Source organism: Candidatus Delongbacteria bacterium (assembly GCA_041675285.1).
In the GTDB taxonomy this organism is placed as follows: domain Bacteria; phylum CAIWAD01; class CAIWAD01; order CAIWAD01; family CAIWAD01; genus CAIWAD01.
This window is the reverse complement of sequence record JBAYTZ010000012.1, coordinates 1-21,147: the sequence shown is the minus strand read 5'-3', so window position 1 is coordinate 21,147 and position 21,147 is coordinate 1. Positions and strand designations below refer to the sequence as shown.

Genomic DNA, 21,147 nt, shown 5'->3' with positions numbered 1-21,147 from the left:
ATGGTCGAGGAAGAGATTTTCACGCGAAACCGCGCGGAATTCCTGCGGCTGGACGCCCGGCTTGAGGAACTCCTGGCGCGGGCGGGGTGGCGGGACGGCCTGCTCCTGGTTCATGTGCCCCACACCACGGCCGGAGTGACCTTCAACGAAAACGGCGATCCGGACGTCCCGCGCGACCTGCTGATGCGCCTGGATCGGCTGGCCCAGGATGCGGAGTACCGGCACGCCGAAGGGAATTCCGCCGCCCACCTGCAGGCCAGCCTCTGCGGGTGTCAGGTGCTGGTTCCGGTGCGGGGCGGGCGCTTGAAGCTGGGATGCTGGCAGTCCGTCTGGTTCTGCGAGTTCGACGGCCCCCGGCGGCGACAGGTCTGGGTGGATTGGATCCCGGGAGGCCTTGGTGTACAACCCTAGCAATCCGCTTATCATCCAATCGGATCGGACGGTCTTTCTGGAGACCGCCAATCCACTCTTCGAGGACGCCCGGGACGATCTGGGCCGCTTCGCCGAGCTGGACAAGTCCCCCGAACACCTGCACACCTACCGGATCACGCCGCTCTCGCTCTGGAACGCCGCCTCCAGCGGGATGGGCGCCGCGGAAATCATCAACATCCTCAACCGCTACTCCAAGTACGAGGTCCCCACCAACGTGGTGGAGGACATCCGGGAGACGGTGTCGCGTTACGGACGCGTGCGCCTGATGCGCGACGAGGTGCTGGGCCTCCTGCTGGAGTCCGACGACGAGCTGCTGATGATGGAGCTGACCCGCCACAAGACCGTGGTGCCCTACCTGGGGCAGCAATTGGACGCCCGGCGCGTGCTGGTGCGGCCGGAGTACCGCGGGCACCTCAAGCAGTCGCTGATCAAGATCGGCTTCCCGGTGGAGGACCTGGCCGGCTACACCAACGGCGCGCCGCTGGCCATCGGCTGGCGCGAGCAGTGCCGCAGCGGGCGGGACTTCGAGCTGCGCCGCTACCAGAAGGACGCCATCTCGGTGTTCTGGGCCGGCGGCGACAAGCGCGGCGGCTCGGGCGTGCTGGTGCTGCCCTGCGGCGCGGGCAAGACCGTGATCGGCATCGGCGTGATGGAGAAGGTGCGCATGCACACGCTGGTGCTCACCACCAACGTCACCGCGCTGCGGCAGTGGAAACACGAGATCCTGGACAAGACCGACATCCCTGAGGACCAGATCGGCGAGTATTCGGGCGAGTTCAAGGAAGTGCGGCCGGTGACCCTGGCCACCTACCAGATCCTCACCTGGCGCAAGAACAAGAAGAGCCCCTTCGCCCACTTCGCCCTGTTCAACCAGCAGGACTGGGGCCTGATCGTCTACGACGAGGTGCACCTGCTGCCCGCGCCGGTCTTCCGCGCGGTGGCGGAGATCCAAAGTCGGCGGCGGCTGGGCCTGACCGCCACGCTGGTGCGCGAGGACGGCAAGGAGGACGACGTGTTCTCCCTGATCGGGCCCAAGAAGATCGACGTCCCCTGGAAGGAGTTGGAGCGCCAGGGCTGGATCGCTCAGGCCAGCTGCATCGAATACCGGCTGGCCATGGACAACGACCTGCGGCTGGAGTACGCCCTGGCCGAGACGCGGCGCAAGTACACGGTTGCCTCCTGCAACCCGGCCAAGCTCGAGGTCATCGAACACCTGCTGGCGCTGCACCCCAACGACCGCGTGCTGATCATCGGGCAGTTCCTGGACCAGTTGCACACCATCGCCGCGCTGCTGGATGCGCCGCTGATCACGGGCAGCGTGCGCAACCAGGTGCGCGAGGATCTCTACGAACGCTTCCGCACCGGCGCCGTGCGCGTGCTGGTGGTCTCCAAGGTGGCCAATTTCGCCGTGGACCTGCCCGAGGCCAATGTGGCCATCCAAGTCTCCGGGACCTTCGGCAGCCGGCAGGAGGAGGCCCAGCGGCTGGGGCGCGTCCTGCGGCCCAAGAGCGGCGAGAACCACGCCTGGTTCTACACACTGGTCACCCGTGACACCATCGACCAGGAGTTCGCCATGAACCGGCAACTCTTTTTGACGGAGCAGGGCTATCGCTACGAGATTCGAAACTTCGACTAGCCGGGCCGTGCGCGCGGGTGGCCTGGCCCTGGCGCTGCTGCTGGGCCTGACGGGGCTCTCCCGGGCCGCCGTGCGCGTCAGCGCCCTCCCGCATCTGCTGCAACAAATCCAACCCGACGGCGGCCTGCTGCTGCGGCTGGACGGCGCCGCCGACTTGCCGGCGGAGTGGCCGCTGGTGGTCCGCCACCAGGGCCGGACGCTGCGGCCGGAGACGCCGGGCGGGGCCCGGCTGGATCTGCCTGTCCACGCGCTGGAGAGTGCCGGCGACACGCGCTGCGACGGTCTGCTGGTGCCGCGGGCCGTGCTCGAGGGCGGGCTGCTGCTGCGCGAGGAGGGCCGGACCCCGGAGCGCCGGAGCGCCGGCCTGCGCGCGCTGGCGCCGCCGGACCCCTGGGCGCGCCACGCCTTCGCCCGGCTCGAGGTGGGCGGCGAGGGCCTGATCCGGGTCACCGGCGCCTGGCTGGCCGAGCACGTGCCGGGAGTGCTGCCCGATCCACGCACGTGGACCCTGGTTCATAATGGCGTGCCGGAGCCCATGCTGGCCGAGGGCTGCGAGGACGGCTCCTTCGATCCGGACGACCAGCTGATTTTCTGGGCCGAACCCAGCCGGCCCGCCGTGCCCGAACTGGGCGTCGACACGCAGGAGGATCCCTGGTGCCGGCGCGAGGTCTGGTTCCTGGCCAGCGACGGCACCCCGGGCCCGCGCTTCGCCCAGGAGACGGGCGAGATCATCGAGACCGATCCCGAGCGCTACTCCGCGCCGCTGACTTTTCCCGCCACGGTGCACGTGGAGGAGTACAACCACTTCAGCCGGCTCACCTACGTGCTGGACGAGCCCCACCCCGACCACATGTTCTGGACCACGGGCATCTACGGCGGCACGCTGCGCAACGTGACCTTCGACGCACCGGGGCTCTATCCCTACTCGGCGCTGCCGGTGCAGATGAGAGTCTGCCTGCGCGGATTGAGCGCGCCGGCCGAGGAGGGCGAGCCCGACGTCTATCAGCGGCTGCGCCTCTACGTGAACAGCACAGGCGGCGGCGCGCTGGAGGTGGGCGCGGACGGCAGCTGGCGCAACCAGGAATTGCGGATCGCCGAGTTCGGTGCCGAGGCCTTTCCCGACCACAGCTCCTTCGTCGAGGGCCAGAACACGCTGATCCTGGCCGGGGTGGACGAGCCGCCGGCGGGCGAGTTTTCCTCCTGCTTGCTCAATTGGCTGGAGCTGACCTACCAGCGCGAGTACAAGGCCCAGGGGGACCGCCTGCTCTTCAGCGCCGACCCGGCCCTGGACGGCCGCGTGGTGAACTTCGAGGTCAGCGGGTTCAGCGGCGAGGACATCCGGGTCTTCAAGCTGGGCCAGTCGCACTTCCGCAGCGTCATCGTGCGGCCGCTGGCCGGCGCCTGGCGGCTGCGCTTCCAGGACGAGTTCCTGGCGGGCACGCGCTACGTGGCGGCCACGGAGCGCTCCCTGCGCGCGCCGGATGCCGGAGAGCGCGTGGAGTACCACGGGTTGGCCGACCGGGTGGCGGGCGCCGGCGTGCTGGTGGTGCTGGCGGACAGCCTCTGGCGTTCCGGCGGCGCCGACCTGTTGCAACCCCTGCTGCAGCAGGTGGCCAGTCGGGAGGGCGAGGTCCTGCTGGTGAGCGATCGCTGGGTCTACGACGAATTCAGCCACGGCAAGGTGCGGCCCCACGCCCTGCGGGATTTGATCCTGCGCGCCTGGCGCAACTGGAGCACGCCGCCCGGCTGGGTCCTGCTGGTGGGCGACGGAGCGCCTGCCCCGCGCCTGACCACGCCGGGCCTGGAACCCGTGCTGCCGCTGATGTACGAGCAGGTCTACAAGTGGGGCGCGGCCTCCAGCGACGACTGGTTCGCCCGCGAGGAGAACGGCGCCCAGCTGCCCGTGGTGGTCAGCCGCTGGCCGGCCGCCACGCCGGAGGATCTGGCCAACCTGGTGGCCAAGGAGGCGGCTTATCGCACGGCCGCGCCGGGCGCCTGGAACAACAGCCTGCTGCTGGCCGCGGGCGCCCGCGCCCAGGACGAGGGCATCTTCATGCAGCAGACGGAAAACCTGATCCGCCTGCAGGTGCCGGACCGCTTCTTCATCCGGCGCATCCTGGCTGGCGAGCAGGGCGGGGCCTACATCGGCTCGCGGCCCGAGCTGCTGGCCCTGGTCAACGAGGGCCAGTTGTTGGTGAACTACGCCGGGCACGGGGGCGGCGCCGTCTGGGAGGACAACCAGCTCTTCCGCAGCGAGGACGTGGCCCTGCTGGACAACGCCCAGCGGCTGGCTTTCTTCACCAACGCCACCTGCTTCATCGCCAGCCTGGACTACCAGGGCTCGCTGGGGCGCGCGCTGCTCAACACTCCGGAGGTGGGCGCCATCGGCGTGCTGGGCTCGACGGGGCTGGGCTTCCGTGACACAGGGATGGAATTGGTCGCGGACTTTTGGACCCTGCTGCTGGGCAACCCGGAACTCGCCGTGGGTCAGGCCCTGCGCGAGGCCAAGCAGCGGCTCTGGCTGCGGCGCGTGCCGGGCCACGAGGGCAGCCTGGAAGAGAAGTACGTGCACGCGGTCAACGTGATGAACACGATCCTCGGCCTGCCCTGGCAGCGGCTGGCGCTCCCCCTTGAGAGCCAGCCCGCGCTGGCCAATCCGGTGATCGAGACCGGCGGCGTGCTGCAGTTCTCCGGCAGCGGCGCGGCGCCCGGCGGCCAGGGGTTGGTGGAAGTCTACTCCAGCGCCGAGCGGGCGGCCCAGACCGGCCCCAATTTCGTGACGGACGTGATCCGCGTGCCGGTGAGCGCCGGGAACGACGGCGCCTGGACGGCGGCGGTGCCGCTGCCCGCTAGTCTGCCCGGCGGCGGCGCCACGGGCTCCCTGCGGGTCTGGATGCCCGGTGCCGAGGGCGGAGGCCACTCGGGTGTGAGCTGGTTCCATCCGGCGGACAGCCTGTCCGGCACGCTGGCCTGGCAGGCGCGCCTGCTGCCGGATCCGCCGCGGCCCGGCCTGCCGCTGCGTGCGGAAGTGCTGGTGGCCTCGGCCCAACTGGTGGACAGCGTAGCCGCGCTGCTGAGCATCCAGCCGCCGAATCAGGCTGCCACCCAGCTGCGCCTGAGCCTGACGCCGCTGGCGGGCGATCCCCAGCGCTGGCAGAGCGCGGGCACGGCCGGGCCCTTCGCCGACAGCACGCTGGTGGGCCTGCGCTTCGCCCTCTACGACGCGGACGGCCCGGACAGCACCACCACCAGCTGGTACTGGGTGGAGGACGCCCGGCCGCGCCTGAGCTGGACCCTGTTGCCCGGTACGGATGCCGCGGGCCAACCGGAAGCGGTGGTGGGCAACGACGGCGAGAGTGAATCGGACACGCTGACCTGCCGGCTGGTGCGCGGGCTCGACGGCAGCGCGACGGCGGGCCGGATTCCCCCCGTGCCCCGGGGTGGCAGCCGGCGGGTGTCCCTGCCCCTGCCGGTGGGGACACTGGGTGAGACTTTCCGCGTCGAGGCCGACTGGGATCCGGCGCTGGGCGGCCCGCTGCCCGATGCGCTGGAGTTCGCGCTGACCCGCGTGGCCGTGCCGGCCGAGAGCTGGACGGACGTCGTCGCCGGTGGCGTCCTGCGGATCCGCCACGGCGAGAGCGGGCGGATTCTGGCCGTGCGCGAGTTGCCCGTCGACAGTTTGTTGGTTGAGCAGGTCGGCCGGCGATTGGACGCGGGGCCCTGGCTCCTGGAGTGGCGGGATGGCGTGCCCGGCCCCGTCCAGGGCGAGCTGGAGCTGACGACCGTGGACAGTCTGCGCCGGCTGGACACGGAGCTGCTGGAGTACGACGGGGCGACGAGGCAACTGCTGGCCCGCCTGGGCGGCCAAGTGCAGCTGGAGCGCGCCGACACCTTGCGCGCGGCGTTCACGTTGAATTCCGCGGAGGGATTCGCGCTGGGACGTCTGGCGGACACCGGCGCGCCGGTGGTCCAACTGGAAGTGGACGGCCAAGTCTTCGATCGCGGCGGGTTCGTGCCGCCCCGGGCGGCCTTCAGCTGGACCCTGACCGATCCCGGCGGATTGGACGCGCGCCCGGAGAACATCCAGCTGACCATGGACGGCGACAGCATCTCCAGCGCGGAGCTGGCCCTACTGCCGGATCCCGCCGGCGGGCGGCTCTCCGTGCGCTACGCGCTGGACGGCTCGGCGCCGCGCGGCGAGCCGCTGGCCCTGCGGCTCTTCGTCCGTGACGCGGCGGGCAACGGCACGCTGCACGAGTCGGAATTCATGGTGGGCGAGCGCCTGGCGCTGCAGTACATGGGCACCTATCCCAACCCCTTCCAGCGCGAGACCCGCTTCGTCTTCAGCCTGAGCGGCGTGGCCAACGGCGCGAAGATCGAGATCTACACCGTCGCCGGCCGGCTCATCCGCCGGCTGGAAATCCCCGGCCCGCTGATCAACTACGTGGAGACGCTGTGGGATGGCCGGGATCGCGTGGGCGACGTGGTGGCCAACGGCGTGTATTTCTACCGTTTGACGGCGGAAGGCCCGGAAGGCCGCGTGGAGCACACGGGCAAGGTGGCGAGGTTGAAATGAGCACGACGCGTTCCCGCATCTTCAGCTGCCGCGGCGCGGCGACGCTCGGGCTGGCCATGGCCCTGCTGGCGCCCGCGGCCCGGGCCGGCCGCTACGCCGGCGAGTTCCTGGCCCTGGGCGGCGGCGCGCGCGGCCTGGCCATGGGGCAGGCCCTGGTGGCCGCCAGCGACGACGCCTTCTCCTGCTTCTGGAACCCCGCCGGGCTGGCCCTGGTGGACCGGCGCAGCGTGTCGGGCATGGCGGCCAGTCAATTCGGCAGCTTCTCCGATCCGCTGGGCGTGCACGCTCAGGCCGGACTGGTCTGGCCCATCGGCGGCGGCAACCTGGCGCTCAACTACATGCGCTTCCAGGTGGACGACATTCCGCGCTTTCCCGGCTACGACGACGCGGACTACACCTTCGAGGAGCGCCGGCGCTTGATCGAGGAGGCCGGCGGCAGTCCGCTGGGCTTTTTCCAGAGTGTGGACCAGGCCCTGCTGCTGAGCTTCGCCAAACGCAACGAGCCCAAGCTGCATTTCGGTTGGTTGTATCACGACATCCCGCTCAGCGTGCCCTTCGGCATCAACGTGAAGATGATCCGCAGCGAGCTGGACGCCAGCGCGGGCAGCGGCATCGGGCTGGACGCCGGCGCGCAGCTCCACGCCGAACTGGTGGACTTGACCGGCGTGAAGAAGTTGGGGCGGATCTCCGTGGGCGCGCGGCTGGAGAACTTCACCAACACGGGCCTGAAGTGGGACGGCGGCGAGGACGCCATCCACTACTACCACGTGCTGGGGGCGGCCTGGCGGGCCGGGCTGGGCGACCTGTCCTGGACGCTGACCCGCGACTACGACCACCACTACGACACCCAGGCCCGGACGGGGCTCGAACTGCGCTACGGCGGGCTGGCCCTGCGGGCCGGCCATCAGGGCCGCGACGGGCGCTTCACCTATGGCGCGGGTTTCCACGTGGGCCCGCTGGACCTGGACTACGCCGGCCTGGATCACGATCTGGGGCGGCTGCACCGGATGAGTTTCATCTATGCGTTCTGACCTGTTGCGCCGCACGCGTCTGGCCGCCGGGCTGGGCGCCCTGCTGCTGGGCCTGCTCGCCTGCGGGGAGGATTCCGGCGACGAGGATCGCACCGCGCCGCCCGCGCCGCGGATGCGGGAGACCAATTGCGTGGAGAATGGCGCCGTGTTGCCGGAGACCGGCGTGGACGCCGACGGCAGCGCGGGCTTCGGCATCCGGCTGGAGTGGGACATGGCCGAGGAGCCCGCGGACCTGAGCGGCTTTTTGGTCTACCGCGCCCCGCATCCGGATTCGCTCTTCGCGGAGCTGCCCCTGGACCCGGAGCGCTTCCTGGAGGGTCGGCCGGACTTCTACCACTTCGTGGACCAGGATCCACTGATCCGGCCCACCTCCTTCTGGGGCGAGCGGTTCTGGTACTACGTGCGGGCCATCGACGGCGACGGCAACGCCAGCGCCCCCTCGGACACGGTGACCTACCGGCTCTGGGCCAGCCCGCGGGTGCTGGAGAGCCAGGTCGCCGTCCAGCACGACACCCTGCGCGTGGCCTGGCAGTATGAGTTCGTGGACTACTTCGCGCTGGGCTTCCGCGGCTTCCGCGTGCTGGTGGCCAATCCGGCCGGCGCCCTGGTCTGGAGCGAGGACGTGCTGTTCAACCTGGAACCCCAGATGAGCGCCGCCTGGCCGGTGGCGGAGCTGGGCCTGGCGCCGGGCAGCTACTCGCTGCGCGTGGATACGGTCATCGGGCGGGTGGCCCAGGTGGATTCCCTGCTGGTGGAAGTGCCATCCAATCCGAATGATTGTCCCTTGTCCGGCTCGGAATCCTATTGGATTTCCTTTACTTTTTGACCAGCCAGATGCCAGTCGGCAGGAGGGGGATTGACCCGACTTGGAAAACTTGCCCGCGTTCTGATTCTGTTCAGCGCCCTGCTGTTGCCGCTTCACGCCATCGCCCAGGATGTCGCCACCCCGCCGGTGGATGACGTGGGGGCGGAAGGCGGACGTGCGGCGCAGTATTTCCTGGGCGATAAAAACGCCATTTACATCACGGTGAACGTCTGGGGAAAAGTGAACAAGCCGGGGCAATACAACGTCCCCAGCGGCACGAATTTGCTGACGCTGCTGTCCGCCGCGGGCGGACCCGGCAGCTATTCGCGCCTGGACAACGTGCGCATCGTGCGGCTCGTCAATCAACGGGAGGAAATCCTGGAGATCGACGTCCGCCGGTATTTGAACACGGGCGACATCAGCCTGATTCCGGAACTCAAGCCGGGTGACACAGTCGTCGTCTCGGGCAGTGCCTACAACTGGATCGCCAACGCAGTGGACGTGGTGGCCAAAGTGGGCATCCTGTTGAATGCCGTGGTTCTCATGCAGCGGTTGGATTGAGCGGGCACCAGCAAGCGACGCGGAGAGGTGGAGGGAGCCGATGAGAGGTCTGCACATTCTTGTGACGGGCGCGACCCTGTTGCTGCACGGCGCGGCGATGGCGGCCACCCAGTTCCTGGGCGGCAATTCGCTGTTCCACACCTGGACCACCCAGAGCCTGGAGCCCGGCCAGATGACCGTGCAGTGGCACACCCGGCTGTGGGCGGGCTCCGTGCCCGAAGGCAGCGTGAGCGACGTGTCCCAGGCCCTGGCGATCAACTTCGGCTTCGGGAAGCACCTGGAGCTGGAACTGGTCCCCATGCTCTACCAGGACCTCAACTTCAGCAGCCAGGACAACGTCACCTACAACGCGCCGGACGACGTCTACATGCGCTTTCGCATGGGCCGCTTCCAGGGGCGCCTGTTCCAGACGCCCATCGAGTGGGGCACCCAGCTGGGCTTCCGGCTGAACTCCTCCAAGGTGTCCAACGTGTACCTGGAGCCCTACAACGCCTCGGCCAACGAGATCAGCCTGTCCTTCGGGCTGGGTTGGTACCAGAACCAGCTCTACCCGGGCGAAGGCCCCAGCGCCCATTTCAATCTGGGCTACCTGAACCACAACGACGGCGGTCAGGACGCGCTGAACATCTTCTCCGGCGTGACCCACGACCTGGAGTTCTCGCTGGCCTACCGTCGCCCCACCCTGCGCTGGGACTTCTACACGGAACTCTACGGCAACGTCTTCCTGAGCGACCTGCCCGAGTGGGCCTTCACCCAGGCCGATGCCGTCTGGCTGCAGCCGGGCTTCAACTACCGCTTCTTCCGCGGCCTCTCGGCCAGCGTGGGCGTGGATGTCCGCCTGATGGAGAACGGGCCCAAGATCTACTTCACCGACGAGGGTCCCCGCCCGGTGGGCGTGCACCGCAACCGCGAGCGCCTGAACGCCGACTACCCCGAGTACTATCCGGCCTGGCGGCTGGCGGCCCGGCTGAATTTCCAGCCCTCCACGGCCTTCCGGCGGGTGGAGACCTTTGCCACCGTCCGGCCCCAGAGCGAGCGGGACTGGGAGATGCGGGAGAAGATCGGCGTCACCGAGCGTGAAATGATCGACTGGTTGGGCGCCGAGGACCAGAGCGCCGAGTTCCTCGACCTGGAGCTGGAGAAGATCCGCGCCGAGCGCCGGCAGGCCGAGAAGGAGCTGGAGCGGCTGAAGGACAAGCTCAAGGACGACAAGGGCAACTGACTCATCCGGGCCCCTTCGCGGGGCCCTTTTTCGGGTTGCGAAGTTAGGATGGAAGAACTTTCTATCCCTGTCCGCCAAGCTGTGCTGGAGTGGTTCCGGGCCGTGGCTCGGGATCTGCCCTGGCGACGCGAGCGCACGCCCTACCGGGTCTGGATCAGCGAGATCATGCTGCAGCAGACCCGGGTGGAGACGGTGCTGCCCTACTACGCGGCCTTTCTGGCGGCCTTTCCCGAGCTCGGCCAGCTGGCCGCCGCGCCCGAGGACGAAGTGATGGCGCGCTGGGCCGGGTTGGGCTACTACTCGCGAGCCCGCAACCTGATGGCCTGTGCGCGCGAAGTCCAGACCCGCTACGGCGGACAGTTTCCGGCCGACCCGGCAGCGCTGCGCGGCCTGCCCGGATTCGGGCCCTACACCACGGCGGCGGTGGGCAGCCTGGCCTTCGGTCTGCCGCTGGCCGCGCTGGATGGAAACGTGATTCGCGTGCTCTGCCGGCTGTTCGCACTGGAGGATCCGCCCGCCCGCCCGGCCGTGCGCAGGCGGCTGCAGGTACTGGCCGACGGGCTGTTGGAAACCGGGGCGCCCGGCGACTGGAACGAGGCGCTGATGGAGCTGGGGGCCCGGGTCTGCCTGCCCGGGCGCCCGCGCTGCGCGGAGTGTCCGCTGGCCCCGGAGTGCCGGGCCCGCGCCCTAGGCCGGCAGGAGGACTTGCCGCGCCGCGCGGAGCGGCCCCGGACACCGCTGCGGGCTGTCCTGGTGCTGCTGGTTCGCGACGCCGCCGGGCGCGTGCTGGCGCGCCGCCGCGGGGACGAGGGCATGCTGCGCGGCTTGTGGGAGTTGCCCAGTGCCGAGCGGCCCGTGGATCCGGTCGGTCTGGATGAGGCTTGGTCGGTGCTCGAGTCGGAGTTGCGCCTCGCGTTGGTAGCCGATCCCGACGTGCGTGAGACAGGCGCCCTGCGCTTCCGGCACGTCTACAGCCACTTCCAGGCCCAGGTGCTGGCCCGGCGACTGGAGCAGCCGGGCCAAGCCGAGGCCCCCGCCGGCAGCGTCTGGCTGGAGCCGGCGGACTGCGCGCGGCTGGGCTTTTCCGCCCGGGACCGGCGCATCCTGGACGAACCCGCTTGGGAGGTCACATGAAGACGCGATCCCGCTGGCTCGCGCTCCTGCTGCCGCTGTGGCTGCTGGGCGGATGCGCCATCGAGCCTGAGCTGCCCACGGTGGAATTCGTGGTGGACGGAACCGTGGAACGGGCCACGCTGTTCTGGCGCGACGGCGCCGGGCTCCACCAGGCCGGCGCGGTGGACTTGCCTTGGCGCGTGGCTTTCGAGGCCAAGGAGGGCACGCCCGTGATGGTCCTGGCCCGTTCGGCGAACCTCAATGCCGGCCTCTGGATCCAGATCAAGGAGGACGGCGAGCCCGTGCGCTCGGTGCCCGGCTGCCTCTGCGACGGCGAGAGCGTCAGCGTCCAGGCCGACGGCGTGGTGGGGCGCTGGGGAGAATGAGGCGCCGATCCCAAGCCGCCTGGCGGCTGGCTATATTGCAGCCATGAACCACCCTTCACAATCTTCCATTTGCGCGGGCCTGCTGCTGCTGGGCCTGCTGGGAACCGCCGTGTCACACGCCCAGGACGCCGCCACCTATCGCCAGCCGCCGGATCCCATTCCCGCCATCCTGGACGCGCCCCAGCCCGCCGGACTCACGCTGGCGCCGGATGGCCGCCGGGCGGTGGAGAGCACCCGGCGCCGGCTGCCGCCCGTGGCTGAACTGGCCATTCCCGCGGTGGAGACCGCCGGCCTGCGCCTGAACCCGCTCACGGGCGGGCCATTGGACGAAGGCCACCTGACCGGGCTGACCCTGTTGGAGTTGGAGAGCCAGGAGCGGCGCGTCCTGACGCTGCCCGAGAACGTGCGCCTGCACGATTTGCAGTGGTCGCCGGATAGTCGGCAACTGGCCTGGTGCCGCGCCACGGACTCCGGGACCGAACTCTGGCACACGGAAGTGGCCAGCGGGCTGAGTGCGCGCCTGGGTACGTTGCTGCTCAATCCGGCGGTGACCACGCCCCTGCAGTGGCTGCCCGACAGTCGCGGCCTGCTCTGCCTGCGCATTCCGCCCGGGCGCGGCGCCGCTCCCGTCGCGGGTCCGCCGGAGGGCCCGGTGATCCTGGAGAACCAGGGCCGGGCGGCGGCGGCGCGGACCTATCCCTTCCTGATTCGCAGCCAGCACGATGAGCGCCTGCTGGAGCACCACGCCACGGCCGAACTGGTGGAGGTCTCGCTGGACGGCCAGGAGCGCGTGCTGGCCGGGCCGCAGCTCGCGCTGGACTTCAACGTCTCGCCGGACGGCTCCTGCATCCTCTGGACCACGGCCCATCCGCCCTGGTCGCGCAGCCTGCCGCTGGAGGACTTTCCCCAGCGCGTGGTGGTGCTGGATCGCCAGGGCCGCGAACTCCACCTGGTGGCCGACCTGCCCCTGGCGGACGAGGTCTCCATCCGCTTCGGCTCCGTGCGCCCCGGGCCGCGCTTCGTCCACTGGCGGGCGGACCAGCCGGCCACGCTCTGCTGGGCCGAGGCCCTGGATGGCGGCGACGCCGGCGTTCCGGCCGCGGAGCGGGACGTCCTCTGGCAGCTGGCCAAACCCTTCGACAGCGCGCCGCGCGAGCTGGCGCGCTTCCAGGACCGCTTCAGCGGGCTGGTCTGGGGCGACGACGAACTGGCGCTGGCCTGGGAGTCCTGGTTCAAGGAACGCCGCGAGCGCATCTGGCAGCTCAATCCGTCCACCGGCAGCAAGAGCCTGTTGCTGCAGCGCGACAGCGACGACGCCTTCAGCGAGCCGGGCCGACCGCTGACCCGGCGCACGGCCAACGGGCGCTCTGTGCTGCGCCGCTCGCCCGATGGCGGCTGGCTCTATTGGTCGGGCCGCGGCGCCGGCCCCGCCGGCGTGCACCCCTTCCTGGACCGCATGCGGATCCGCGACGGGCGGCGCGAGCGGCTGTGGGAGTGCCGCGACCCCTGGTATGAAAGCGTGGAGGCCCTGCTGGACGACACGGGCGAACGCCTGCTGGTCTCGCGCCAGTCGCCGGACGAGCCCGAGAACAGCTGGCTGCTGGACCGGCCCCGGGCGGGGCGGAAGCGGCCGCTGGGCACGGCGGATTTCCGGGCGCGCCGTGTGACACAGGCCACGGATCCCGCCCCCATGCTGGCGGGCCTGACCAAGGACGTGCTGACCTACACGCGGGCCGACGGCGTGGAGCTCTCCGCAACGCTCTACCTGCCGCCGGGCTATCGGCGGGGCGTGGACCCGCCGCTGCCCATGGTCTTCTGGGTCTATCCGCGCGAGTTCCGCAACCGCGAGGCGGCGGGCCGGGTGACCACGTCCGAGTTCACATTCAGCCGACCGGTGGGCACCTCGGTGCTCTTCCTGCTCACCCAGGGCTACGCCGTGCTGGCCGATCCCGCGCTGCCCATCCTGGGCGAAGCGGGCCGCGAGCCCAACGACAGTTATCTGGAGCAACTGGTGGCGGGCGCGCGGGCCGCCGTGGAGGAGGTGGCGCGTCTGGGCGTGGGGGACACCACGCGGCTGGCCATCGGGGGGCATTCCTACGGCGCGTTCACGGCGGCCAACCTGCTGGCGCACACCGGGCTGTTCCGCACGGCCCTCTGTTTCAGCGGCGCCTACAACCGCACGCTGACGCCCTTCGGGTTCCAGGGCGAGGATCGTTCGCTCTGGCAGGCCCCGGACACCTATCTGCAGATGTCGCCCTTCCTGGCCGCAGACAAGATCACGCGGCCCCTGTTGCTGGTACACGGCATGGACGATCCCAACCCGGGGACCTTCCCGCTGCAGAGCGACCGCTTCTATGAGGCGTTGAAAGGTCTGGGAGCCAGCGTACGGCTGGTGCGCCTGCCGGCGGAGGGACACGGCTATCGTGCCCGGGAGAGCGTGGGCCACGTCCTGTGGGAGTTGAGCAGCTGGTGTGACACCTGGCTGAGGGACGCGCCGCCGGAGCCGTCCAGCCCGGCGCAGCCCTGAGAGGATCCTTCGTCCGCGCCGCGGACGGGGTTCAGGCTCAGGTGAATCCGCCGCCTCCGCCGCACGAGGACGCCGAAGCGCGGCCGCCCGCGCTGCCGGAGCCCAGCGCCGAGGCATAGGACGCCGCGCTGCGGGTGGGTCGCCCGCTGCCGCAGGTCTCGCAGCGAACGGGCTCGTCGCGCTGGCTGGCGGGCCGCAGCAGTTCGATCTCGGCCTCGCAGTCGGGGCAATGGTAGACGAAGAAGGGCATGGTGGACCTCGTTTGACCGGCCCGCAAATTAATTGATACAATCAAATATTGCCATAGGCGAAGGAGTTTTTCATGGAATGGGTGCTTCACCTGCTGGGCGTGGTGTTGTGGCTGGGCGCCCTGCTGGCCGCCGGTCTGGTGCGCGGCCCCGAGCAAGCCGGGCAACCGTCCAGCCGACGCCGGTTGATGAACTCGCTGGCCCTGCCCGGCCTGGTGCTGACCGTGCTGGGCGGACTGGGGCTGATGGCCCGCGCGCACTCCGGCACCCTGACGGGCTGGTTCCACGTGAAGCTGACGCTGGCGGCCGTGCTGGTGGTCCTGCACGTGCTGATGGCCCGTGGCCGGCTGGGTGGAGTCTGGTTCACGCCGGTGGTCGGATTGCTGGGCCTGGCGGCGATCGCGCTGGCGCACCTCAAGCCCTTCTAGACCCTGTGTCACAGACTTAGGGGCGGATCCAGCGCCGCCCGCCGTCCACGGTGAGGAGCTCGCCGGTGACGAAGGTGGCCTCCAGCAGATAGTCCACGGCCTTGAGGATGTGCGCGGGTCCGCCGGATTCCTCCGTCAGGCGCCGCGTCTCCGCCTGGCGGTAGGCGTCGGGGGCGTCGTGGGGCGGCAGGATGAAGCCGGGCTCGATGCCGTTCACGCGCACGCCCGGCGCCAGCTGGCGGGCCAGGGCGATGGTGGCCTCACGCAGGGCCTGCTTGGAGAGCGCGTAGGGAAGATAGCCCGGCCAGTGCAGGCCGGCTCCGGCGTCCAGCATGGTGATGATCAGCCCGTGGCCCGCCGCCAGGCGGGGCGCCAGGTCCCGGCTGAGCAGCAGGGGCGTTTTCACGTGCAGGGTGAAGAGCGTGTCGAAGAGCTCGTCGTCCAGCTCCTCCAGCCGGACGTGGGGAAAGAGCGAGGCGTTGTGCACCAGCAGCTGGAGTGGCTGTTCGCCCAATGTCTCACCGACCTGCCGCAGCAGATCCACCCGGCCGGCCGCGCAAGCGAGGTCCGCCTGCAGCAGGGTCACACGCTCGGGACCCAGCTCGGCGCGCAGAGCCTCGGCCGCCGCGCGGGAGCGGTGCCAGTGGAGCAGCAGGCGCCAGCCCCGGCCAGTCAAATGGCGGGCCAGGGCGGCCCCCACGCGCTGGGCGCCGCCGGTGATCAGCGCCGTGGCCGGCGCGCTTGTGGAGTGCATGCCCCATCCCTTCCGCTGGACCGTCGAAAGCCGGCGGCGACAAGCAGCCGGGCGAACGCGGGCAAGCTCAGGTTCCGCGCCGGCTCCCACAACCCCGCCGCCGCGCTCCGCTCTGCCGGAGCCCTTTCCTACCTTGAGCCCCGACTTTCCAGCTGATCAAGAGGGTTCCCATGGACCGAGATCTGGCCTCCATCCAGGAAGTGCGGGACATGCTGACGCGGGCCCGGGCCGCGGCGGACGTCTTCAAGCATTTCTCCCAGGACCAAACGGACCGCGTGGTCCACGCCATGGCCTCCGCCGCGTTGGCCAACGCCAAGCGCTTGGCGCGCATGGCCGTGGAAGAGACCAGTTTCGGGCGCATCGAGGACAAGACGGTCAAGAACACCTTCAGCTCGAAGAACCTGCTGGAGTACGTGGGTCCGCTCAAGACCTGCGACGTCATCTCGCGCGACGAGCAGCGCCGCATCCACGAGATCGCCGTGCCGATGGGCATCGTGGCCGCGCTGGTGCCCTGCACCAATCCGACTTCCACGGCCATTTTCAAATCGATCATCTCCTTGAAGAGCCGCAACGCCATCGTCCTGAGCCCGCATCCCAAGGCCCGGGGCTGCATCCTGGAGACCACGCGCCTGTTGCACGACGCCGCCTGCTCCGTGGGCGCCCCGCGCGACCTGGTCCAGTGCATGACCATCCCCACGCTGGAAGGGACGCAGGAACTGCTGCGCAACAAGCTCACCAGCGTGATCCTGGCCACGGGCGGCAGCGACATGGTGCGCGCGGCCTACAGCTCGGGCAAGCCGGCCTACGGCGTGGGGCCGGGCAACGTGCCCGCCTACGTGGATCGCACGGCGGACGTGCCCAAGGCCGCGCGGGACATCATCGCCGGCAAGAGTTTCGATTGGGGCACCGTGTGCGCCAGCGAGCAAAGCGTGGTGGCGGACCGGCCCATCTCCGGCAAACTGATGGAAGAGCTGCGGCGTGCCGGCGGTCATTTCCTCACTGCCGAAGAAAAGGCCCGCCTGCAGGCCGTGATGGTGGACAAGCGCGGACACTTGAACCCCGAGATCGTGGGGCGCAGCCCGCAGCACATCGGCGGCCTGGCCGGCCTGAAGATTCCGCCCGCCGCGCGCGCGCTGATCGTCATGCTGGACGACGTGGGCCCCAAAGATCCGCTCTCCTGCGAGAAGCTGAGCCCCGTGCTGGGCTTCTACGTGGTGGACGGCTGGAAGGCTGGTTGCGACCTGTCCGCGCGCATCCTGGAGTACGGCGGCGTGGGGCACACCTTCGCCATCCACTGCCAGGACCCGGACATCGTGATGGAATTCGGCCTGCACAAGCCGGCCTTCCGCATCGTCGTCAACTCCTCCTCCACCCACGGCGCCATCGGCTACACCACGGGCCTGATTCCCTCGCTGACGCTGGGGCCGGGCACCTGGGGCGGCAGCATCACCAGCGACAACGTGGGTCCGCTGCACCTGGTCAACATCAAGCGCGTGGCCTGGGAGATCAACCCGCTGGACGGGCCGGCCAAGGGCGCCGAGACCAAGTGGGGCTACGACGAGCAGTTCCGCTTCCGGCCCAAGACCGAGGTGCAGGCCCAGGCCGCCGGCGCCGGGGTCGCGACTCCGACTCCAGGAAGCGCCGCGCACCAGTACGGCAAGAGCGGGATGTCCGACGAGGAGATCGACCGCATCGTCAAGGAATTCAAGCGCTGAACGCAGCCATGATTGTGGAGTATTAGTCATGGAAACGCGCAAATTCACGTGGTATCAAGAAGGCCCGGCCTTTATCGGTTGGCTGGATGAGTTTCCGAGCTATCGGACCCAGGCGGAGACACTGGACGAACTGCAGGAGAACCTGCGTGACCTGCTTCACGATTTGGTTTCCGGTGAGATTCCCCACGTATTGCACGCAGGGGAGTTGAAGGTTGCATGAAGCGCCAGGACCTGATCCGAACGCTGGAGCAGGCCGGCTGTGTGCTGCTTCGCCACGGTGGTCGACATGACTGGTATCAGAACCCAACCACAAAGATCAGCCAGCCCATTCCACGGCATCGCGAAATCCAGGAAAGTCTGGCCAAACACATTCTCAAGCTTTTGAAGGACTGACGCCTGGTGAGTCTGCTGCCGCGCATCCGGATCCTGGGGCCGCGCGTGTTCCTGAGCAAGGAGCACTTCGCGCGGCTGTTCGGCGCGGACGCCCGGCTGGAATTCCGCCAGGCCCTGGGCGCGCAGGCGGGCTTCCTGGGCGTGCAGGAGGTGGCCGCCGCCTCGCCGTTGGGCCGTCTGACGGGCATCCCTGTGGTGGGTCCGCTGGGCGGTCCGTCGCGGCTGGAGTGTCCCGCGGGCGCGGCCATGGCGCTGGGCCTGGAGCCGCCCGTCCGCCACAGCGGCGACGTGGAGGGCGCGCCGCGGATCACGCTGCTGGGGCCGCGCGGCCACCTGGAGCTGGAGCACGGCGTGATCAGCCTGACGCGCCGCCTGGAGTGCAGCCGGGAGAACGCCCGGCGGCTGGGCCTGTTGGAGGGCGACCGCGTGCTCTGCGCCCTGCGCAGCCGGCGGCGCACGGAGGTGCGCGAGGCCGTGCGCGACGCCATCCTGGGCGAGATCTTCGTCCACGTCTCCGACGACTGGGAACTGGAGCTGCTGCTGGACAGCGACGACGCCCACGCGCTGCGGCTGGCCGAGGGCGACACGGCGCGCCTGCTGGGCGGCGGGCTGAACGAGGGCGGCGTGGGCCGGCTGGCCACGGGCCGCCTGGTCAGCGAGAAGGACATCCGGGCCGCGCGCGAGCAGGGCCTGCGGATCCGGATCAGCCGCGGCATGCTGCTGACGCCCGCCGCGCGGGAGCTGGGCCGCGAGTGGGACCTGCTGGATTTCGAGGCCTGAGAACGGCCGATCCCGAGGGCCGGCAGGGACTTTCGGGCGGCGGACTTGACAAACCGATTCAGGTAAGATAGACTTGGGGCCTTGTTGGCGTTGGAGAGCATGATGAAGAGCGCCCTGCCGTTCGGCAGAGTCAATTTTCTGCTGTTTCTGTTGGGCGTGGCGCTGCTGATGATCGGCTTCGTCTGCTCGGCCCAAGGCCCGCACGACGGTTTCGTCTCCTTGACCCTGTCGCCCCTGCTGCTGCTGGCCGCCTACCTGGTGGTGCTGCCGGCGGCCATCCTTGTGAAGAGCAAGGGCGATTAGCTCAGTTGGTCAGAGCACCTGCTTTACACGCAGGGGGTCACTGGTTCGAGCCCAGTATCGCCCATTTCCGGACCGGTAGTTCAATCGGTTAGAGCGCCAGCCTGTCACGCTGGAAGTTGCGAGTTCGAGTCTCGTCCGGTCCGCTCTTCAAGCCCCCGCGCCACGGGGGCTTTTCCTTTTCAAGCCATCGACCTTGCAGGCCTAGACCAACCCTCAATCCCCCGGAGGGGCCAGCGCCAGGCGATCCAGCGGACTGGCGGCACCCGAGCGGTTCAAGGCCAGCACATGGGTGTAGATCATGGTGGTCCGCAGATCCTGGTGGCCCAGCAGCTCCTGGATGGTGCGGATGTCCGCCCCGCCCTCCAGCAGGTGGGTGGCGAAGGAATGGCGCAGGGTGTGGCAGCTGGCGTGCTTGTGGATTCCGGCCTGGCGCAGGGCCAAATGGACGGCGCGCTGCAAGCGATCGGGCGGCTGGTGCCAACGCAAGGTCTCGCCCGTCGGGGTTGGGCGGGTGACGGACGACGGAAAGAGCCACATCCACGCCAGCTCGCCGCTCGCCCGCGGGTACTTGCTGCGCAGGTCGTCGGGCAGCGGCACCCGGATTCCCGCGGCCTGATCCCGGGCCTGCAAGGTCTCCACGCGCTGCAACTGGTTGCGAAGGGAGTCCTGCACCGCAGAGGGCAGGGGCACGGAGCGGTCCTTGGCGCCCTTGCCGCGCCGTACGATGATCTGCCGACGAGAGAAATCGACATCCTTGATCCGCAGCGTCATGCATTCCTGAACCCGCAGGCCGGATCCGTAGAGCAGCGAGGCCATCAGGCGCGGCAGCCGCGGCAACAGCACCAACAACCGCCTGACCTCCTCAATGGAAAGTACCACGGGAAGCCGATCCGGCACGCGGGCGCGCGAAAAGGCCTCCACGGGTCCCAGGGGAGTCTCCAGCACGACCTTGTACAAGAACAGCAGGGCGGCCAGGGCTTGGTTCTGCGTGGACGCCGCCACGTGACGGGTGGTGGCCAACCAGCCCAGAAAGGCCTCCACATCCCGGGCGTCCAACTCCCGCGGATGCCGCCTTCCGTGAAAGAGGACGAACTGGCGGACCCAGTGGCGATAGGCCTCTTCCGTTCGCGGGCTGCGATGGCGCTTGCGCAATTCCTGGCTGACCTGCTCCAGCAGGCGTGGGGGACCGTCCATGTTCCCTCCCCGATAAGGGCACGGATAACGCATCCACGCGCAAGAAGTGCCGGCCGACGAGAATGAACGGTAGACTCCGGCCCAAGCTGACCGAAGAGATTGACAACCAACGACGACCAACCGTCCAGAACATCAAAAATGCCTTGAATCCGAACAGCCTCGATTGTAGCTTGCCTACGCTTTTCGCCCCTCCCCGCGGACATACGCCGCAAATCCAGACCCCGGAACGAGCGCCTGAAGTTGCAGCGGGGCGACGAGCGTTGATCGAAAAGGATGTTAGATGCAGCTGGAGGTATTCCTTGACGGCTCATGAGAATTTGAAAAGTCAAGCATCAAAGCGAATGCAAAGAATTTCACTCTTCGCTTTGTTGTTGATTTCAATTGGTATGGCAACATTAAAATCGACAAAAGAATCAATTGAAAATAAAATTGAAAGAATCTATAAAAGTAGAGAAATTGCCGTAGCTGAGATGAATTTGAAAGAGAAGCAGAAGGATTTATCCTTTGACTACAAAGAAAAGGATATAAATGGCAAGTTAATTACGAGGGATCAAGCGATTTCGGAAGAGCTCAAAGCGATCGAATCAATAGTAATGGTGAATTCGTATAAAATTGAGCTGAAATCTATCAAGGTTATGGGCAGCGGTGAAGTGATTGTTGAATGGATAGACACTGGAGATATCACATATAAAAGCGATAATGGAAAGCTGGAGCGTGGTGTTGCGCAGTCATTTCAGCGTGACACTTGGAGGAAAGTGGAGGATGATTTAAAGATGATATTTCATGAGAACATCTCCGTAAATGTTATCAAAAAATTTAATTTAAGTGCCAGCTCAGATGAGCTGAGCAAGAAATCGGCGATTTGATAGTGTAATTAGTGGTCTTCGACATCGCCTAATGCTAATGACGATAACGCGCATCTAACACTTATGAGGTCTCCAGAGTCAAGGGGGCGCAGAGATTCCTTCCGATCATTCTTCGGTTCTTTGAGATGAAGGCGTTGAGCGAATCCCGACTTGGTTTCACGAGTGGGCGCAGGACGG

At 68.3% G+C, this 21,147-nt stretch carries 20 protein-coding genes and 2 tRNA genes; 19 read left to right on the top strand and 3 right to left on the bottom strand.

Translation table 11 applies throughout. The features are described 5' to 3' along the window. Genes WC326_11840 through WC326_11795 form a run of 10 tightly spaced genes read left to right on the top strand, consistent with a single transcriptional unit; the run spans nt 1 to nt 14,289 of the window. Nucleotides 1-411, top strand: a complete 411-nt coding sequence (locus WC326_11840) for a secondary thiamine-phosphate synthase enzyme YjbQ (GenBank protein ID MFA7331751.1) — start codon at nt 1-3, stop codon at nt 409-411. Further along, nucleotides 398-2,068, top strand: a complete 1,671-nt coding sequence (locus WC326_11835) for a DNA repair helicase XPB (GenBank protein ID MFA7331750.1) — start codon at nt 398-400, stop codon at nt 2,066-2,068. The genes WC326_11840 and WC326_11835 overlap by 14 nt, the downstream gene beginning before the upstream one ends. A 7-nt stretch (nt 2,069-2,075) precedes the next feature. After that, nucleotides 2,076-6,644: a C25 family cysteine peptidase gene (locus WC326_11830; protein MFA7331749.1), complete on the top strand. Its 4,569-nt coding sequence runs from the start codon at nt 2,076-2,078 to the stop codon at nt 6,642-6,644. Continuing rightward, nucleotides 6,641-7,675 (top strand): hypothetical protein, encoded by a 1,035-nt coding sequence (locus WC326_11825; GenBank protein MFA7331748.1) that lies wholly within the window; start codon nt 6,641-6,643, stop codon nt 7,673-7,675. The genes WC326_11830 and WC326_11825 overlap by 4 nt, the downstream gene beginning before the upstream one ends. Next, on the top strand, nt 7,665-8,501 hold the full coding sequence (locus WC326_11820) for a hypothetical protein (GenBank protein MFA7331747.1): 837 nt from the start codon (nt 7,665-7,667) through the stop codon (nt 8,499-8,501). Before WC326_11825 ends, WC326_11820 begins: the two co-directional genes overlap by 11 nt. Before the next feature lie 30 nt (nt 8,502-8,531). Beyond that, nucleotides 8,532-9,041, top strand: a complete 510-nt coding sequence (locus WC326_11815) for an SLBB domain-containing protein (GenBank protein ID MFA7331746.1) — start codon at nt 8,532-8,534, stop codon at nt 9,039-9,041. A 40-nt stretch (nt 9,042-9,081) separates the two neighbouring features. Next, nucleotides 9,082-10,263 carry a hypothetical protein gene (locus WC326_11810; GenBank protein ID MFA7331745.1) on the top strand — a complete coding sequence of 394 codons (1,182 nt, stop codon included), beginning with the start codon at nt 9,082-9,084 and terminating at the stop codon, nt 10,261-10,263. Between the two features lie 48 nt (nt 10,264-10,311). Next, the gene (gene mutY / locus WC326_11805; GenBank protein MFA7331744.1) at nt 10,312-11,397 is read left to right on the top strand and encodes an A/G-specific adenine glycosylase; all 1,086 of its coding nucleotides are present in this window, start codon (nt 10,312-10,314) and stop codon (nt 11,395-11,397) included. After that, nucleotides 11,394-11,762, top strand: coding sequence for a hypothetical protein (locus WC326_11800; protein MFA7331743.1), 369 nt, complete (start codon nt 11,394-11,396; stop codon nt 11,760-11,762). The genes mutY and WC326_11800 overlap by 4 nt, the downstream gene beginning before the upstream one ends. Before the next feature lie 43 nt (nt 11,763-11,805). Then, a complete protein-coding gene (locus tag WC326_11795) occupies nt 11,806-14,289 on the top strand; it encodes a prolyl oligopeptidase family serine peptidase (protein MFA7331742.1) in 2,484 nt (827 codons plus the stop codon). A gap of 37 nt (nt 14,290-14,326) precedes the next feature. On the opposite strand, the gene WC326_11790 is transcribed toward WC326_11795, so the two are convergent. Then, nucleotides 14,327-14,539 (bottom strand): zinc ribbon domain-containing protein, encoded by a 213-nt coding sequence (locus tag WC326_11790; GenBank protein MFA7331741.1) that lies wholly within the window; start codon nt 14,537-14,539, stop codon nt 14,327-14,329. A 72-nt stretch (nt 14,540-14,611) separates the two neighbouring features. Here WC326_11790 and WC326_11785 point away from each other — a divergent pair, with 72 nt between their 5' ends. After that, a complete protein-coding gene (locus WC326_11785) occupies nt 14,612-14,965 on the top strand; it encodes a hypothetical protein (GenBank protein ID MFA7331740.1) in 354 nt (117 codons plus the stop codon). Between the two features lie 16 nt (nt 14,966-14,981). Here the strand turns inward: WC326_11785 and WC326_11780 are convergent, their stop codons facing one another. Continuing rightward, nucleotides 14,982-15,719 carry an SDR family oxidoreductase gene (locus WC326_11780; GenBank protein ID MFA7331739.1) on the bottom strand — a complete coding sequence of 246 codons (738 nt, stop codon included), beginning with the start codon at nt 15,717-15,719 and terminating at the stop codon, nt 14,982-14,984. A 170-nt stretch (nt 15,720-15,889) separates the two neighbouring features. On the opposite strand from WC326_11780, the gene WC326_11775 reads away from it, so the two are divergent. The 7 genes from WC326_11775 (at nt 15,890) to WC326_11745 (ending at nt 19,053) form a co-directional block, all read left to right on the top strand. Next, nucleotides 15,890-17,434, top strand: coding sequence for an aldehyde dehydrogenase family protein (locus WC326_11775; GenBank protein MFA7331738.1), 1,545 nt, complete (start codon nt 15,890-15,892; stop codon nt 17,432-17,434). A gap of 28 nt (nt 17,435-17,462) precedes the next feature. Beyond that, nucleotides 17,463-17,654, top strand: coding sequence for a type II toxin-antitoxin system HicB family antitoxin (locus WC326_11770; protein ID MFA7331737.1), 192 nt, complete (start codon nt 17,463-17,465; stop codon nt 17,652-17,654). Continuing rightward, the gene (locus WC326_11765) at nt 17,651-17,827 is read left to right on the top strand and encodes a type II toxin-antitoxin system HicA family toxin (GenBank protein MFA7331736.1); all 177 of its coding nucleotides are present in this window, start codon (nt 17,651-17,653) and stop codon (nt 17,825-17,827) included. Before WC326_11770 ends, WC326_11765 begins: the two co-directional genes overlap by 4 nt. A 6-nt stretch (nt 17,828-17,833) precedes the next feature. Next, on the top strand, nt 17,834-18,607 hold the full coding sequence (locus WC326_11760; GenBank protein MFA7331735.1) for a hypothetical protein: 774 nt from the start codon (nt 17,834-17,836) through the stop codon (nt 18,605-18,607). Between the two features lie 102 nt (nt 18,608-18,709). Beyond that, nucleotides 18,710-18,910: a hypothetical protein gene (locus WC326_11755; protein MFA7331734.1), complete on the top strand. Its 201-nt coding sequence runs from the start codon at nt 18,710-18,712 to the stop codon at nt 18,908-18,910. Beyond that, nucleotides 18,901-18,974, top strand: a tRNA-Val gene (locus WC326_11750). The genes WC326_11755 and WC326_11750 overlap by 10 nt, the downstream gene beginning before the upstream one ends. Nucleotides 18,975-18,979: 5 nt before the next feature. Continuing rightward, nucleotides 18,980-19,053: transfer RNA gene (locus tag WC326_11745), tRNA-Asp, on the top strand. Nucleotides 19,054-19,123: 70 nt separating this feature from the next. Here the strand turns inward: WC326_11745 and WC326_11740 are convergent. Next, a complete protein-coding gene (locus WC326_11740; GenBank protein ID MFA7331733.1) occupies nt 19,124-20,104 on the bottom strand; it encodes an integron integrase in 981 nt (326 codons plus the stop codon). 62 nt (nt 20,105-20,166) lie between these two features. Between WC326_11740 and WC326_11735 the strand changes: the two genes are divergently transcribed. After that, nucleotides 20,167-20,970: a hypothetical protein gene (locus WC326_11735; GenBank protein ID MFA7331732.1), complete on the top strand. Its 804-nt coding sequence runs from the start codon at nt 20,167-20,169 to the stop codon at nt 20,968-20,970. The last annotated feature ends 177 nt before the right edge of the window (nt 20,971-21,147 follow it).

Excerpts from the sequence above, each read along its gene's own strand:
- WC326_11840 (MFA7331751.1), top strand. The coding sequence starts at position 1 with ATGGTCGAGGAAGAGATTTTCACGCGAAACCGCGCGGAATTCCTGCGG.
- WC326_11825 (MFA7331748.1), top strand. The coding sequence starts at position 6,641 with ATGAGCACGACGCGTTCCCGCATCTTCAGCTGCCGCGGCGCGGCGACG.
- WC326_11820 (MFA7331747.1), top strand. The coding sequence starts at position 7,665 with ATGCGTTCTGACCTGTTGCGCCGCACGCGTCTGGCCGCCGGGCTGGGC.
- WC326_11810 (MFA7331745.1), top strand. The coding sequence starts at position 9,082 with ATGAGAGGTCTGCACATTCTTGTGACGGGCGCGACCCTGTTGCTGCAC.
- mutY (MFA7331744.1), top strand. The coding sequence starts at position 10,312 with ATGGAAGAACTTTCTATCCCTGTCCGCCAAGCTGTGCTGGAGTGGTTC.
- WC326_11800 (MFA7331743.1), top strand. The coding sequence starts at position 11,394 with ATGAAGACGCGATCCCGCTGGCTCGCGCTCCTGCTGCCGCTGTGGCTG.
- WC326_11795 (MFA7331742.1), top strand. The coding sequence starts at position 11,806 with ATGAACCACCCTTCACAATCTTCCATTTGCGCGGGCCTGCTGCTGCTG.
- WC326_11790 (MFA7331741.1), bottom strand. The coding sequence starts at position 14,539 with ATGCCCTTCTTCGTCTACCATTGCCCCGACTGCGAGGCCGAGATCGAA.
- WC326_11785 (MFA7331740.1), top strand. The coding sequence starts at position 14,612 with ATGGAATGGGTGCTTCACCTGCTGGGCGTGGTGTTGTGGCTGGGCGCC.
- WC326_11780 (MFA7331739.1), bottom strand. The coding sequence starts at position 15,719 with ATGCACTCCACAAGCGCGCCGGCCACGGCGCTGATCACCGGCGGCGCC.
- WC326_11775 (MFA7331738.1), top strand. The coding sequence starts at position 15,890 with ATGGACCGAGATCTGGCCTCCATCCAGGAAGTGCGGGACATGCTGACG.
- WC326_11770 (MFA7331737.1), top strand. The coding sequence starts at position 17,463 with ATGGAAACGCGCAAATTCACGTGGTATCAAGAAGGCCCGGCCTTTATC.
- WC326_11765 (MFA7331736.1), top strand. The coding sequence starts at position 17,651 with ATGAAGCGCCAGGACCTGATCCGAACGCTGGAGCAGGCCGGCTGTGTG.
- WC326_11755 (MFA7331734.1), top strand. The coding sequence starts at position 18,710 with ATGAAGAGCGCCCTGCCGTTCGGCAGAGTCAATTTTCTGCTGTTTCTG.
- WC326_11740 (MFA7331733.1), bottom strand. The coding sequence starts at position 20,104 with ATGGACGGTCCCCCACGCCTGCTGGAGCAGGTCAGCCAGGAATTGCGC.
- WC326_11735 (MFA7331732.1), top strand. The coding sequence starts at position 20,167 with ATGAACGGTAGACTCCGGCCCAAGCTGACCGAAGAGATTGACAACCAA.